Raw genomic sequence first — 14,740 nt, 5'->3', positions numbered from 1 at the left:
CTATACGCACAGGCCCAGTGCCAGACCTGACCAATCCAATTATTCTGGCAGCTGCAACAAATTTTTTTTCACCTTTGGTAATGGGTAATTGGGAATTGGATTACTATTAGCCATTACCCATTAGCCATTAGCCATTGCCGTGAAATTAATATAAAACCTCTAGACGCACAGCAGCAGTGCCGGATCTTTCAAGTCCAATAACTCGGGCTGCGCCCCTGGAAAGGTCAATGAGCCGACTCCTGCTGTGGGGTCCACGGTCATTAATTCGCACAATCACGGAGCGACCATTTCTCATGTTAGTCACCCGCACCCTAGTCCCAAACCGCAAGGTACGATGAGCAGCAGTCAGGGCGTATTGATTAAATCGCTCACCACTGGCAGTGCGGCGGCCATGGAAACCCGGACCATACCAAGAAGCCATACCCCTCATCTGACTTCTTACTCGCCGAGTGGTACTCCTAGCTACTTTCTGTACTCTTCGTGGTTTTGGTGCTGGCGGTAAGTCGGCAATTTCTTTGAGAGGGGAAGCGTAACCGATCAGCCGTCGCAATCGATTAGTAGCTTGTAGAGCATCTTCAGCCAGGTCTTTAGTGGTATCTGGCAGAATTGTATTCTGATCAACTTGGACTAATTCTTCCCCATTGACTTGGATGCTGTAGCTTTTGTAGGAACCATTCCAACGGACAGTGATTGACTCAGCATTGACATTGTTGCGATGAAGTTCATTGATCCGAGCAGCAACCACTTGAGCCCGCCGAATTGAGTCATTTTCTGACCCATTAGCATCCGATATCGTAGCGTTGCCTGGGGCAACAGAAGACGGAGTTGCTATCTTTTCAACCTCAGTAGCAACTCTGTCTTTGCTAGGGTCAGCATTGATTTCCTGTGAACCTAGGAAAGTCAGAACAGGAATACTACGGACATACAGTGTAGCTGCCTGACGTCCTGCCAGTTGATAAGCATAAATATTGGTAATGATTTCATCAGGTTTAGCAGTTCTCAGTTGCTCTGGAAACTCAGCAAATTGAAACTCTGGTGTTGGCTGAGCTGGTAGTTTTTCTATTGCTGCAGTTACGCTAGATGGCAATTCTTGTGCCAGTTGGGTATCAGAATTTCTGGTCACAGTCTGAGTAACTGTCTCAGCGGATGAGACAGGAGTTGATATTGTTGCACCGAGAACTGTTGTTAGCACAGAAACGGTAATGCCACCCCAAATTTTTTGATTCATAGGTCTGTAGTCTAAGATAATTGGCAGTTTTAGGCATTATGGTGCTGCAACAAACGCAGTAACATAACTTCAACTTGCCCATTAACTCCTCACAAATGGTTATTTCCTCACAAATGGTTATTAGTGATTTAACTAAAAACCTGAAACAGAATACCATGAAGTTTCTGATGGTGGAATCCCCATTTTATGAAGCGGTTACTAATAACTTGTCAAAAACGACTGTTGTAAATTCACCACAAACTAAGTTATATTAGTGGTTAGAGGTTTTATGAAGTTTTTGTGAAGTCAAGTCAATAATAGTTAATTCTTATCAATTCCATCAAGATCTGCGAAATAACTAATGAATCAGCTTCACCAAATTTCCGACCTAAAGTAAACTTTAATACAGACTAGGTGCAAGCAATTCTGGTAATGAAGGGCGCTGACCACGGCGCTGACCACGGCCTTCCTCAACACACTACTGATCTGACCCTATTTGCCCCCTAGGTCTTGATCGACGCTACGCTGTAAAATACATCCTGCATTTCTAGCTCAAAAGCATTTGTGTGTTCCCATGGATTATCGAGACGCTGGTGTTGATATTGAAGCAGGTCGAGGATTTGTTAAGCAAATCCGTAGCCTGGTAAAAAGTACCCACCGTTCGGAAGTATTAGGTGGACTGGGTGGCTTTAGTGGTTGCTTTCAGCTGCCAGTGGGATATACTGAGCCAGTGTTGGTATCTGGAACTGATGGAGTTGGTACTAAACTCAAATTGGCTCAAGACCTTAACCGCCATGACACCGTTGGCATTGATTTGGTAGCCATGTGCGTCAACGATGTCTTGACTGTTGGTGCGGAACCCCTGTTTTTCTTGGATTATTTAGCAACTGGCAAGCTCAATCAACAACAACTGACTCAGGTTGTTGCCGGTATTGCCCAAGGTTGTCGTCTGGCTGGGTGTGCTTTACTAGGAGGGGAAACCGCAGAAATGCCTGGTTTCTACGAACTCGCCGAGTATGACCTAGCAGGGTTTTGTGTAGGAATTGTGGAAAAGAGCCGTATGTTGGACGGTTCCCAAGTGCAAATTGGAGATGTGGCAATTGGTTTGGCCAGTCAGGGCGTCCACAGCAATGGTTTTAGTCTGATCCGGAAAATTGTTCAGGATTCCCCAGACAACGCTCTTTCCTGGGACATAACTCCGGAATTGTTAGCTGGTAAAAGCTTAGGGGAGGAATTGTTGACACCAACTCAGATTTACGTGAAACCGGTACTTGATGCTCGTAGGGCTGGTATCGAGATTCACGGTATGGCTCACATTACCGGCGGCGGTATCCCAGAAAACCTCCCTCGTTGCCTGGGTGCTGGACAATCCGTCCAGATTTATCCCAACAGCTGGGTGATTCCACCAATTTTTCAGTGGCTAGCTCACACAGGTCAGGTTAGTCCTCAGGCAATGTTTGATACCTATAATATGGGGATTGGTTTTGTGCTGATTGTTCCTCAACAGCAGGTTGAGGAAACCCTAACATCGTTTAATTCACAGCAGGTAAATGCATGTAAAATTGGTGAAGTAATCCCAGGGGATGGTGGTGTTGTTGGTCTACTTATCCCGTGATCGGATCAGGCTTCTGGGTGGGGAGTCTCTCAATCATTCTCTCAATCAGAAGGTCAGAAGGGTGGCTCAGTTATTGAGGGTTCTGCCTTGAGGATTGCTATTCCCAAATCTGTAGTGGAGAGCGATCGCGCTTCAAACAATGCCATCATGTCACGAGGCTTGGGATTACCCCGAGATGCTCCTGCTAGACCTCTGGCAATAACTAAACCACAATATCCCTGATTTTCACAACCCTCCTCCCACTGCTGGCGGGCAGCAGCATGGTTGGTATCGGTTTCAGAAAACTCTCCTAATAAATAAAGACTGCTGTTTTCTGTTTGGATAATGCCAAGGTCGTAGCGTGTGCCCTCAAAGGGGTCTTCCCCTGAATTAAAGCAAATCCCTTTGAGTCCACCAGCGGTCTCGATCTGCTCTATCAACACTTGTGCCTTTGGTCGGGTGGTTTGAATCAAAATAACTGGCATGCCTTCCCCGATTGCCTTTATATTCTGAGACTGATAGGATTTGACACCAGAGCGAATAGATTCTATTGCTTCCCAAGACATCATGCCCAGCTTGAGGAAAGCATCCTTTGGCACAAGGTCATCCCGTAAGGGTATGGTCATCGACTCTGAATCGAAATCATCTTCCTCGGACTCAATTGCCATCTCTAACAACTCATCCGCCAGGTCAGGATGGGTGTTAACTTTAACGTTAACAGTAGATTTTGGTTCTAGGGGTACCGGGATGCGGTAGCGCTTACCAATCTTGGGTAAGTTTTCGTCATCTAATTCCTCATGGTAATGGTGAACAAATCGCTGAATCGCTTCTAGGGCAACATAAATTGCGATCGCTTCTTCTTCATAAATATAAGGTCGCATTCCTTCCAAGGGATGGACTGTACCAAAGCCAGGTACAATCTCAGATACTGGCAAATCAGCTAAATCTATATCATCCTCTTCATCCTCATCTTCGGTATCATCACCAAACCGCCCAAAAGTTAAAAACAAACAATCTTGCCCTAAGAAAGCTTGTTCCATCTTTTCCCACGAGTCATCTGCCAGCACTGATGATCGGAACCGTTTCAGGGAATCCCAGGAGCGATATAGTAGTACCCCGTATTCCATACCCAGCATACCCATTACTGAGACGTATAGGGTTTCCACATCCCAGCGATTTAATTCAATTGAGATAATCTGATGATCAGCCACTACTTCCCAAGCAGCTTCATGCCAAATTTCATAGGCTTTTTCTATAAGTAGGTCGGCATACTTAGGTGGTAGCTGGGGTTGTCGAGTAGCCGCCATTTCCTCAAATCCCCGAAACAGTTCGTCAATCAAGGGTAAATTGGGTACATAATCAATGCCAATGTCTAACCCTTGAAGGACACCTCGCAAAAAGAACTGAATTTCTCGGTTACGAACAACAATCTTTGAGGGTCGTGCTGGTCTGGCGGGGCTTTGGGGATGTTCCATGGCTTGCATAAGGGCACGAACAATCGCTTCTGGTCCCATGGTTGGTGATACTAAATCCATTGCCCTGACAATGCCTTCCGAGCCATCCACCCAAAGAATGCAATCATTATGACCCTCACCATCCGGCTGTTGATGATTGTTACCAATAACTGACAGGGGACGGCGGTCTCCCTCCCACACACTGGAAGTCTGTTGTAATTTATTGAGCCGACGACGAGTATTGCGATTCAAAGCAGACATAGAATAGTTTGGGTTGATTGCCTAAGTACCGACCGTGAATAGCCAGTTGCTGGTGGATACTCCTATCTTACCGGGGCAAAGGTTGCACAAGCCCCCCTGATCCAAAGTTGCGTTTCACCGATTAAATATTATGGATATCGGACACCACCACACACCACCAGAAACTACCAGATCGAGAGTCATGGTGCTAGGTTATGAATACAACTTTCGAGCAACACGTTCAGGAAACCCCTATGGTTAGTTGATTCGAGCTAATCATGTTTCTCTTAACCAACAGGCAGCAATCACCTTTTTTGACACTTCTGCCTAACTCCCCTTGACCCTTGCTAGGCTGTTTAATTCTTAATTTAGACTGAGGAGCTTACAGGAACAATAGCCCTAAGGCAACTCCACAGAGGTCGGTTTAGCAATGTGTGGCAATCCCCACCCCAACTTTTCTCGCAAAACCCTGAAAAACTCCGGTGCTTGCAAACGGATAAATCGAGCGGAGTAAGGCGATCGCTTAACTTTTATTTTATCTTCTGGTATTACGTAGCAACCACCATTGCCATCAACTACCATCACCATCGAATTGGGAGTAGCGGGAAAAATGGTTAATTGCTCTGTGTCGGCAAAAACTAATGCCCGAGATGCCAAAGAATGGGGACAGATGGGCAACAGTTGCAACACCGGCACCTCAGGAGTTAATACTGGTCCTCCAGCACTTAGAGAATAGGCAGTAGAGCCAGTGGGTGTTGAGACAATTATACCATCAGCTGCAATATCCACTGGTGCGTGATGTCCTATTTGTACCTCAAAATGGCACATACTCGTCAACGGTTCCCGGTGCAATACCATTTCATTTAAACAAAGTGCCTCCCACCAAACCCTCTCATCTCGCAGGATCTGCACAGAAAGCATCGACCGTTCTTCTATAACATACTCTTCTGCCATGACCTGTTCCAAGACAGAAGGCAACTGATTGACATAGGTCTCTGTTAAGAAACCCATGTGACCTGTATTCACCGTTAGCAAAGGGATCCCTTGGGGAGCCACTTGGCGAAAAGCCGCTAGTACTGTACCATCTCCCCCCAATACAATTGCGAAAGCCATCTGGTCATCAAAACCAGGGGGGGCTAGTTTGTCCATTGGTGTATGACACACTGGTGATTGAGGACTCGAATAACCCAGAATTCCCCCAACCCCTGTCGCCATACACACTTCCCAACCCGCAGTCCTCAATTGGTTGTGCAACTCTTCAGCAACGCTACAAGCCATTGGTTTAAGGTCGTTGTAGATAATGCCTGCTTTTGGTATACTCACCAGTCCCCGTCTTGAACTACTTGGATTAAATTATCACCGAACATCATGGACAATTGTCATTTAATCAGGTACCGTCTTGATGCAGTCGCGCTATGGGGACCGGCTGCGTACTCAGGCTTGCGTCTGCACTTTGTAAGCCCCGTCGAGAAGCACTTTGGCTGCACTGGCTCCCCAAAACCTCGCGCTTATAGATTTTCCAGGAAATATCTAGGATTTAGATTTAAAAGGAGTCCTCTTCTTAGACTTCTTTTTAGCTTTCTCGTAATCGATTTCTTTGAGCTTATTCATAATCCGGTTAAAGTATTCCTGTAGATATTCTTCCAAAGTTGTGGTTTCCTTAGGGTCTAGGCCAAAGACCTCGTATACCTTCTCCATCGGTGCATCCAGAGGTTTCCCACTCACTAGCACCTCAGTAAAGGCAAGCCGGTCTGCCACATTCCAGCCCCACTGAAAAAATCTCACGAATCGCCGCATACCCCGCAAAAAATTTATTGGGAGTCGGGCTATTTTAGCATCTTTACCGGACAACCGCTCACACAGGTTAATGATTTCGTAGGTACTAAAGGCTCTGGTTCCCACAACCGGGAATGTCTGATTTACTGTTTCTGGAACTTCCAGAGCACGAATGCCAAACTTAGCAATATCCTGGGTGTTCATATAGGCGATGGGAGAGGTTTCTCCTGTAATCCAAACCGCCTGTCCATCCAAAATCGGGATGGCATACTGACCAATTAAGCCTTGCATAAAGCCACTCGGTTTCAAGATTGTGTGTGGCAATCCTGATTCTGCCAGAAATAGTTCTGTACAGTGCTTTATTTCCATCAGTGGGACATGAGGAAAATTCTCACTTCCCAGAATTGAGAAAAAGACATATCTTTCTATACCAGCAGCCACAGAAGCTTGAATTAGGGCAACTTTTCCTTCCCAGTCTACCTGTCTGATGGTCAGAGAATCTGTTGGTCTCGATGTTGCCGCATCAATGACAGCTGTGATCCCTTCCAGGGCTTTTGGCAGGGTTTCTGGAACACAGAGGTCTCCTTGTACTAGTTCTGCTCCCCATTCTTTTAGGAAAGAGGCTTTTCGTGGACTGCGTACAAGACAGCGTACCTGATGATCCTCGTCCAGTGCACGACGAACCACCTGTCTTCCTAAGGTGCCAGTTGCACCGACGACCAACAAGTTCATTATAGTAATTTTAGTAAGGAATCTTTAAGTTTCTATAAGATTCTATCAGAAATTTTGTCGATATCTCATGTTTCTGGTATTCAATAGGCTTTGCCCACGGTGAGGGGTGTGGGAGAATGGGTTGAGGCGTTAGACAGCATCAGTCATGGATTTGGAAGAAAACTGTGAAAGAATTCTTGACCAAACCCCACAGCCGTTACCCCATAACCCATTCACTAGAAACTATTCTGACACTCCCTGGATTTTGAGTAATAAGAAGCCTAAGCCCAAACCCACAAGAATCAAGGTGAAGGACAAAAATGCTGCATTGAAAATTTCTGTACCCATTGTTTTATGATCTCCTATGTACTTTTGTTACAAGGTATCATGACTAGGGTGCCAAAATATAGCAATCCTATGGAAATCCTGAGCAAGACTATTTCAGCAAAGGGGTTAGGATCCGGGAGTGTTGAGGAATGATGTCAGACTTGTCAACAAACCATCAGAAGATGTCTTTGACAGGAAAACTTAACTCACCACCAAGGCTTCCTCGGTTAGCGGTGACCTTGGGAGATCCAGCAGGCATTGGACCAGAAGTTGTCCTCAAGGCATTGGCAGACTCCCAAGTCACTAGGAATTGTGAGATAACGGTGATTGGCAGTCGGTACCTCTTGAATGGGGCTTACACCCAGCTACGTCAGCAGGGGGTTGAAGATGTAGCTACTTTAGCTTCCCCAGAGACATTATCAATCCTTGACATTGAGTTGGATTATGGACAACGGCCTCAAATCACCCCAGGTGTTGGTAATGCGGCTAGTGGTGCTCTTAGTTTTGTGTATCTCGAAAATGCGATCGCACTCACCCAACGTGGTCAGTTTGATGGTATTGTGACCGCACCCATTGCCAAGTCTCTCTGGAAAGCGGCAGGACATGATTATCCTGGTCAAACTGAAGTGCTAGCCCAGTATTCTGGTGTCAAACAATTTGGGATGCTGTTCGTAGCGCGATCGCCCCATAGCGGTTGGGTGCTACGTACACTTTTAGCTACCACACATATTCCCTTAAGTCAAGTACCAAACATCTTAACGCCATTATTGATGGCGAGTAAACTAGACTTACTGATAGCCTGCTTGGGTAGGGATTTTGGCATCAAGAAACCTCGAATCGCGATTTCTGGGTTAAATCCTCATAGTGGTGAGCAGGGTCAGCTAGGTTGTGAAGAACAAGATTGGTTGATTCCCTGGCTAGAGCAAGAGCGCCAGCAACGCCCGACTATCCAATTAGATGGACCAGTACCTCCTGACACTCTTTGGGTAAAACCTGGTCAGGCTTGGTACGGCAACCATCAGCAGTACGCTGATGATGCTTATGATGCTTATTTGGCACTTTATCATGACCAGGGCTTAATTCCTGTCAAACTTATGGCATTTGACCGAGCGATCAATACTACCATCGGTTTACCGTTTGTGCGCACTTCTCCTGATCATGGCACAGCGTTTGATATTGCTGGTCTTGGCATTGCTAACGCTACTAGCATGAAGGCTGCAATTAGCCTGGCTACTGAACTGGTGAACCAGAGGTTGAGTAACCCTTTAGCTATCAGTGGTTAGAACTTGCCTTGTACTCAACCTTTACTCTCTAAGTGGAACCGCCAACTGGACTTTTTGAGTATTGCGAGTAGTTGAGGATTGAGGAAACACATTAAGTTCTTCCTGCTGGATGACATCCCCAAAAACTATGTCTACATTGTCCCTTGAGCCAACCTTGAACTTAGGCTGTAAATTGTTACCTAAGCCTTCCGTTTCCTCTAGCTCTAGTGATGTTGGGAAAAAGGTGCCATAATCGTCTGAGACCGTGCGACCATTAACTTGGCGGAGGGTGTCACCAGACAGGGTTACTGAACCGCTTGGCTCACTAGACTGCGCTCCTGACTGAGCATAAGCAAGAGGTACCAATCCCACAGCTATCCAGCCGATTCCTACTATAACTATTGTTTTACGGATCATCAGCTTTCTCCTGGTTTTTTTATTTACCTTATTTTATTTATTTATTTTTATTTTAGTAGTCTTGACATTAATCTGGCATCCGAATACATCCTTATAAAAAAAATAAGCGGTAGTAATTTTAACTATAACTTTGTACAAGCATAACTTAAGCTATCAGCTATCAGCTATCAGCTTTTCAATAAAAGAGGTAAGCTTTGGCCTTGGCCTATGGTCACGCTACGCGGATGATAGCTGAATGCTTACCTTAAGGTTTTAACCCACGCTATCAGTCAAGGCACTACTTGAAAAGCTACCCTTGCCAGCTATAAGCTCGACTAGCCTGTTTAGGCTGACTGCTAAAAGCTCACCGTCAACAATATCACTTACTTTATGACCATCATTCGTGTACCAAAGTCCTGGGAACTGCCAGAGCAACAAGTCACCTCAGAAACGGCTTATTTTAACCGACGTCGCTTTATCAAAAATTTAGTTGGTGCCAGCCTAGGCACTGGAATGCTATCAATTCTTGGTTGTCAAGGTTCCTCTGCCTCAGACAAAGCTCTTTGGGAAACCCTAAATCAACCCAAGTTCAAATCCTTAGCAACCAATCCAGCTTTTGCCAGTGTTGACAGACCGATCACTGATGAGGAGCTCGCTGGACAGTACAACAATTTTTATGAATTTGGCGGCAGTAAATCGATCTGGCAAGCAGCGCAAAATTTACCAACCAAAGACTGGAAGGTAGAGGTAACCGGATTAGTCAAAAATCCCCAAACCTATGACCTAGATGATCTCCAAACTAAATTTCCGATCGAAGAGCGGATCTATCGCTTCCGCTGTGTAGAGGCGTGGTCAATGGTGCTACCCTGGATCGGATTTCCGATGAAAGCGCTGATCAAAGCAGTAGAACCTACTTCAGAGGCTAAATTTGTGCGATTTACCTCCTATTATGACCGCAAAATTACTATTGGTCCAGGCATACACCTTGGTTCCTTACCTTGGCCTTATACGGAAGGTTTACGTGTTGAGGAAATGGCTAACGAACTAGCATTTTTTGCTATTGGTATTTATGGTCATCTATTACCCAAGCAACATGGTGCTCCTATTCGCATGGTAGTGCCCTGGAAATATGGTTTTAAAGGAGCAAAATCTATAGTCAAAGTGGAGTTTTTAGCTAACCAGCCAGCTACCTACTGGAATACTATTAATTCCTATGAATATGACTTTGAGGCAAATGTTAACCCCAATAAGCCTCACCCGAGATGGTCACAAGCGACAGAAAGATTCATCAGTAGCGGTCCTAACTTATCCTGGGAAAAACGACCCACCCTACCTTACAACGGTTATGGGGAATATGTAGGTGGATTATATAGTTGAAGGTTATTTGGTTGTTAGCCTTTGGCGTTGGGTGCAGGGGAGGTTGAAGGTTTAAGGTTTAAGGTTGAAGGTTGAAGGTTGAAGGTTGAAGGTTAAAGGTTGAAGGTTTAAGGTTGAAGGTTAAAGGTTGAAGGTTGAAGGTTGTTCGCCCTTGGCCTTCCCTTCGGGTAGGTTTTTTGGTTACTGTCGGCGTTTACCCTTTCGTGACCTGAATAACCTGTAAACTACCACCTGCGTGCAAAGAGCGATCGCATACCTTAAACCCCACTTGCTCAAGCCCCTTGACCAAGTCAGTCTCTAGTAATTGCCAAGCTGTCTCGGTCTCAAACAACCACATAAATACCGCTAACCCTGGCCAAAACAAAACATTAGTTGGCTTGTGCAAATCCACCAGGGTAAACACTCCTCCTGGTTTAAGCACCCGGTGAACCTCCTGAATAATCTGCTGCAACACCTCAGGGGTCATTTCATGGAGTGCGGCGCTGGTGTGAACTATATCAAATTGAGCATCTGGAAAGGGCATCTGTTCAGCCAAACCCTCTACATAGTTGGCTTGGGGAACATTCCGTTGTGCTCGCTCTAGGGATAGTGGAGAAATATCTAAGCCTGTGACATGCTCAGACAATTCCACCAAGAACTGGGTGGCCTGACCACTGCCGCAACAGAGATCTAGCACTTTGGTTCCTGAATGAATTGTTAAGCCCTGTAACGGTAGCTGGCGGAATCGTCTCTCTCCACCCACGCTCAAAGCCGCGATCCGGGAAATACTATCATACAGCCATTGGTACTGATAACTCCAAGCTCTAAGAACTGTTGCCACTACTCACTCCTTCTTAAAGATCTGTGTTTCTTGTTGCAAATTTAAGTTAAAAAATATATTGTTAAAATGAGTAACAAATATGAAAGTTATGGGAAGCTGTGTTAACTATGGGTCGTGTTGGGGTATTATTGCTTAATCTAGGTGGGCCAGATCAGTTAAAGGATGTTCGTCCCTTTCTATTCAACCTGTTTTCTGACCCGGAAATTATTCGCCTGCCTTTTCCGTGGCTGCAAAAACCCCTGGCTTGGCTAATCTCCACTAAGCGTGCTAAGATATCCCAGGAGAACTACAAGCAAATTGGTGGTGGTTCCCCTCTACGGAAGATTACAGACGCCCAGGCTCAAGCCCTCCAGGAACATTTGCAAACAAAAGGGCAAGAGGTCAGTGTCTATGTAGGAATGCGTTACTGGCATCCTTTCACTGAAGAAGCGATCGCAACCATCAAAGCCGATGGGATCGAACGCTTAGTTATTTTACCGCTTTATCCCCAGTTTTCCATCAGCACCAGTGGTTCTAGCTTCCGTCTGCTAGAAAGTCTGTGGAAAGAAGACCCAGACCTGAGCAAGATTGAACACACAGTCATTCCCTCCTGGTACCAGCAGCCACAATACCTACAAGCCATGGCTGATTTAATTGCTCAGGAACTCGATAAGTTTTCTAATCCTGATCAAGTCCATATCTTCTTCAGTGCTCACGGTGTACCCATCAGCTATGTCACAGAAGCTGGAGACCCCTACCAGCAAGAAATTGAGGATTGCACTTCCTTAATTATGAAAACCCTCAACCGCCCCAATCCCCATACTCTGGCCTATCAAAGTCGGGTTGGTCCGGTAGAATGGCTCCAACCCTACACCGAAGATGCGTTGCAAGAACTCGGAGCTAAGAATACTCAAGAGTTGCTGGTAGTCCCGATTAGTTTTGTCTCAGAACATATCGAAACTCTCCAAGAAATCGACATTGAGTATCGAGAAATAGCAGAAGAATCAGGGATTAAGCACTTTGAGCGGGTACCAGCGCTCAATACCCATCCCCTATTTATTGAGTCTTTGACAAATTTGGTAGTTGACGCTCTCGAATCACCCAGCCGTGAACTCTCCGAGGTAATTCGTCCGCCAAAGACAGTCAAAATTTACCCTCCCGAGCGGTGGGAGTGGGGCATGACTACAGCAGCAGAAGTTTGGAATGGTCGTCTGGCTATGATTGGGTTTATTGCTTTACTGTTGGAGTTAATTAGTGGTACTGGACCGCTACATTTTGCTGGGTTGTTGTAAATTTCTTCAGGTTACAAGGGAAATGGACACGTCCAGATCTACCCGATCTAATTGGGAGGGGGGGCAAGTAATTGTCCCCCTCGACGGATCCAAAACGTAAGCCACTATCTACCAAATCTAGCAACCCGTCTACCAACCCATTGTTCCTGGTCCTCCCTTGAAAGGTCCAACAATATCTTTAGTGATCCAACCACCATAAAATTCACCAGCCTGGGGAGTGACTAACTCATCATCTACATAGCACGCATCCATGAGACGAGCAGAGAAGCCATAGTATTCTTTAATGGAAACAAAGTCAGGGGTTGGCTCGGGGTAGCGCCAAGCTCCATGAGTTGCTTGTTTTTCACCTAACGAGACATTGTAATACGAACACCTGCCTTTCCATTCGCAAAAGGTTTTATGGGGTGTCTCTGTCAGATATTCTAGTTTGATATCTTCTGGTGGAATGTAATAAGTCGGAGGATGACTGGTTTCCAAAACTCGCTTAGGTCTGTGGGTTTCTGCGAGAACAATGCCATTAAAGATTACCTTAATATGTTTATTGATGTCTTCCCATCGGGCGGGACGGGGATAATCCCAAACGGATTCTTGACCTGGCTTTGGAGGGATAGGAGTTGGTCTCATGACTTGTCTTTGGCTTTCCTACTTAGTTTTAAAACTTAAAGTTGCTCTCTAATCTTACTAAATATCCAATCGGGAATAGCATGTTCCGTGTCATATACTCGGTCATACTTTTGCTCAAGTTTTTGCCAATCAATTGAACTGTCTACTAAAACTTCGTGTTTGAATATCTCTAGGGCTTTGCCAGACAAACCTTTTTATAAACACTTTTTCATTGCTAATCTACTTTCATCTATTTCACCAATACATTCAAAGGGTGTATGTTCAGCTAGTCCGATCATTTCTCTGAAAATAGGGAGTAAGTCATCATCATCAAACAAATTGGAGCCAAAGACTGCATCTACAGATGCTGGCTCGAAGACAGCCATCAAACCTAGCCATACATAAGCACACTTGGGACATTTCTTGCACCAAGGTTTTTGAATATTGCAGGAGTGGATTTTAGGCAGCACCTCGGGATATTTGGCTAGATTTTTGAAGATGCGGAAGTCATAGATGGGCTGCAAAATACCGAAATAAGAGAAATTAGATAAGAGATTTGCTTGAATGAATTCATTCAACTCTTTTTCGGCTTCGTAGCCTTTGCCCCATTGATGGTTAACTTCTTTACCTAGTTTTTCCCAGAATAAATTACCAGTATTGGCACTTTTTTCATGGGCTAATGCCAAGTAGTTGTATCCCTCATTCAGCATTAGAGGTAAGGATTCAAAGATAGAGACAGGAGTTTCTGGAACGGTAATTCCTGAATTGTCTGGGAAATATAGCTGAAGAAAGGGATAGTCAATAAAGTCATCGTAGATAGAAATTTTATGCTTTTTAAGGGGGGTGACGTATTCTAGGACTCCCGAAATTAAATTGTGTTGGATATCGGCTTTGCCATAAACACTATGGGAGTATTGCATGGAAGCAAATGGAACATCTGCTTCTTGTAGCATTTTCATAGCTACAATACTATCTTTTCCACCACCACAGCCTGCAAGTACGGTAGAGTTATCGCAAAATATAGAGATGGGTTTGCTATTGCTTAAGCTAGCTTGTGAATAGATAAGTTCAGGACCAGGGTAATCGGTTATATTATTTTCATACCAATGTTGACCAAAGACTCCTTGATATATCTTGGCAAATAGCTCTAACACTGGCTGACTTAAATTTTCAGCGACAAGGTTAATATCATAGTATTTGGGAAATAGTGAACACAGCTTTATGCCCTCGAATAAGGCAATATAAGCAGCGATTTGATTAATTACTGCTTGAGAATATTTGCTGGCAAGTAAACTGAAGGATACATCATGGTAAAACACTTTAGTTGAAAAGTTGAAGTTATCTGCACCATAGATAATGTCCAAATGATGCTCGTGAAGGGTTAATTGATGGATTTTAATGGTTTTAATTTTCATGTTCACTAGGGCATGTCGTCAGTTAGAGAATTGACAACCAGTCAGTGCAGCTATAGAACTGAGGGGAGTCAGGAAAACTCAACTAAGGAGGAAGTAATGCGTCGGTATGCCTTGCGAGATGATCAGTGGGAGCGAATTAAGGATATGCTACCTGGCCAGAAGGGCGCTTGTTGGTGGAAATGCCAAAGATAACCGCCTATTTGTTGAAGCCGTACTGTACCGATACCGTGCAGGTATTCCGGGTTGTGATTTGCCGGAGAGGTTTGGCGATTTTCGGTCTGTGCACA

At 44.9% G+C, this 14,740-nt stretch carries 14 protein-coding genes and 1 pseudogene; 5 read left to right on the top strand and 10 right to left on the bottom strand.

The window, feature by feature from the left end; genetic code table 11:
* Positions 1–145: 145 nt before the first annotated feature.
* Complete coding sequence (locus F6K53_RS28070) at positions 146–1,228, bottom strand: septal ring lytic transglycosylase RlpA family protein (protein WP_293024654.1); 1,083 nt, start codon at positions 1,226–1,228, stop codon at positions 146–148.
* 553 nt (positions 1,229–1,781) lie between these two features.
* Between F6K53_RS28070 and purM the strand changes: the two genes are divergently transcribed.
* Positions 1,782–2,822, top strand: coding sequence for a phosphoribosylformylglycinamidine cyclo-ligase (purM, locus tag F6K53_RS28065; RefSeq protein WP_293042234.1), 1,041 nt, complete (start codon positions 1,782–1,784; stop codon positions 2,820–2,822).
* A 53-nt stretch (positions 2,823–2,875) separates the two neighbouring features.
* On the opposite strand, the gene F6K53_RS28060 is transcribed toward purM, so the two are convergent.
* The 4 genes from F6K53_RS28060 to F6K53_RS28045 all read right to left on the bottom strand — a co-directional run bounded on the left by F6K53_RS28060 (position 2,876) and on the right by F6K53_RS28045 (position 7,330).
* Complete coding sequence (locus F6K53_RS28060; protein WP_293082923.1) at positions 2,876–4,516, bottom strand: hypothetical protein; 1,641 nt, start codon at positions 4,514–4,516, stop codon at positions 2,876–2,878.
* 378 nt (positions 4,517–4,894) lie between these two features.
* Positions 4,895–5,812: an NAD(+) kinase gene (locus tag F6K53_RS28055; RefSeq protein WP_293082938.1), complete on the bottom strand. Its 918-nt coding sequence runs from the start codon at positions 5,810–5,812 to the stop codon at positions 4,895–4,897.
* Between the two features lie 213 nt (positions 5,813–6,025).
* Positions 6,026–7,003 carry an SDR family oxidoreductase gene (locus tag F6K53_RS28050; protein ID WP_293024648.1) on the bottom strand — a complete coding sequence of 326 codons (978 nt, stop codon included), beginning with the start codon at positions 7,001–7,003 and terminating at the stop codon, positions 6,026–6,028.
* Between the two features lie 222 nt (positions 7,004–7,225).
* Positions 7,226–7,330, bottom strand: coding sequence for a PetM family cytochrome b6-f complex subunit 7 (locus F6K53_RS28045; protein ID WP_063747919.1), 105 nt, complete (start codon positions 7,328–7,330; stop codon positions 7,226–7,228).
* A 161-nt stretch (positions 7,331–7,491) separates the two neighbouring features.
* Here F6K53_RS28045 and pdxA point away from each other — a divergent pair, with 161 nt between their 5' ends.
* A complete protein-coding gene (gene pdxA, locus F6K53_RS28040) occupies positions 7,492–8,592 on the top strand; it encodes a 4-hydroxythreonine-4-phosphate dehydrogenase PdxA (protein WP_293082935.1) in 1,101 nt (366 codons plus the stop codon).
* Positions 8,593–8,613: 21 nt separating this feature from the next.
* On the opposite strand, the gene F6K53_RS28035 is transcribed toward pdxA, so the two are convergent.
* Positions 8,614–8,988, bottom strand: coding sequence for a hypothetical protein (locus F6K53_RS28035; RefSeq protein ID WP_293082920.1), 375 nt, complete (start codon positions 8,986–8,988; stop codon positions 8,614–8,616).
* Between the two features lie 369 nt (positions 8,989–9,357).
* On the opposite strand from F6K53_RS28035, the gene msrP reads away from it, so the two are divergent.
* Complete coding sequence (gene msrP, locus F6K53_RS28030) at positions 9,358–10,344, top strand: protein-methionine-sulfoxide reductase catalytic subunit MsrP (RefSeq protein WP_293082918.1); 987 nt, start codon at positions 9,358–9,360, stop codon at positions 10,342–10,344.
* A 193-nt stretch (positions 10,345–10,537) separates the two neighbouring features.
* Here the strand turns inward: msrP and F6K53_RS28025 are convergent, their stop codons facing one another.
* On the bottom strand, positions 10,538–11,164 hold the full coding sequence (locus tag F6K53_RS28025; protein ID WP_075904495.1) for a methyltransferase domain-containing protein: 627 nt from the start codon (positions 11,162–11,164) through the stop codon (positions 10,538–10,540).
* Between the two features lie 107 nt (positions 11,165–11,271).
* Between F6K53_RS28025 and hemH the strand changes: the two genes are divergently transcribed.
* Complete coding sequence (gene hemH / locus F6K53_RS28020; protein ID WP_293082914.1) at positions 11,272–12,435, top strand: ferrochelatase; 1,164 nt, start codon at positions 11,272–11,274, stop codon at positions 12,433–12,435.
* 129 nt (positions 12,436–12,564) lie between these two features.
* Here the strand turns inward: hemH and F6K53_RS28015 are convergent, their stop codons facing one another.
* The 3 genes from F6K53_RS28015 to F6K53_RS28005 are packed head-to-tail and all read right to left on the bottom strand — an operon-like array spanning position 12,565 to position 14,453.
* Positions 12,565–13,059, bottom strand: coding sequence for a DUF427 domain-containing protein (locus F6K53_RS28015; protein ID WP_293082912.1), 495 nt, complete (start codon positions 13,057–13,059; stop codon positions 12,565–12,567).
* Between the two features lie 35 nt (positions 13,060–13,094).
* Entirely contained in the window at positions 13,095–13,247 is a 153-nt protein-coding gene (locus tag F6K53_RS28010; RefSeq protein WP_293082909.1) for a hypothetical protein, read from the bottom strand.
* A gap of 6 nt (positions 13,248–13,253) precedes the next feature.
* On the bottom strand, positions 13,254–14,453 hold the full coding sequence (locus tag F6K53_RS28005; protein ID WP_293082907.1) for a hypothetical protein: 1,200 nt from the start codon (positions 14,451–14,453) through the stop codon (positions 13,254–13,256).
* 96 nt (positions 14,454–14,549) lie between these two features.
* On the opposite strand from F6K53_RS28005, the pseudogene F6K53_RS28000 reads away from it, so the two are divergent.
* Positions 14,550–14,740 (top strand): annotated as a pseudogene (locus F6K53_RS28000) (transposase); the annotation flags it as partial.

The organism is Moorena sp. SIO4A1, from assembly GCF_010672065.1.
Classification (GTDB): domain Bacteria; phylum Cyanobacteriota; class Cyanobacteriia; order Cyanobacteriales; family Coleofasciculaceae; genus Moorena.
This window is presented reverse-complemented; position numbering and strand designations above follow the sequence as displayed.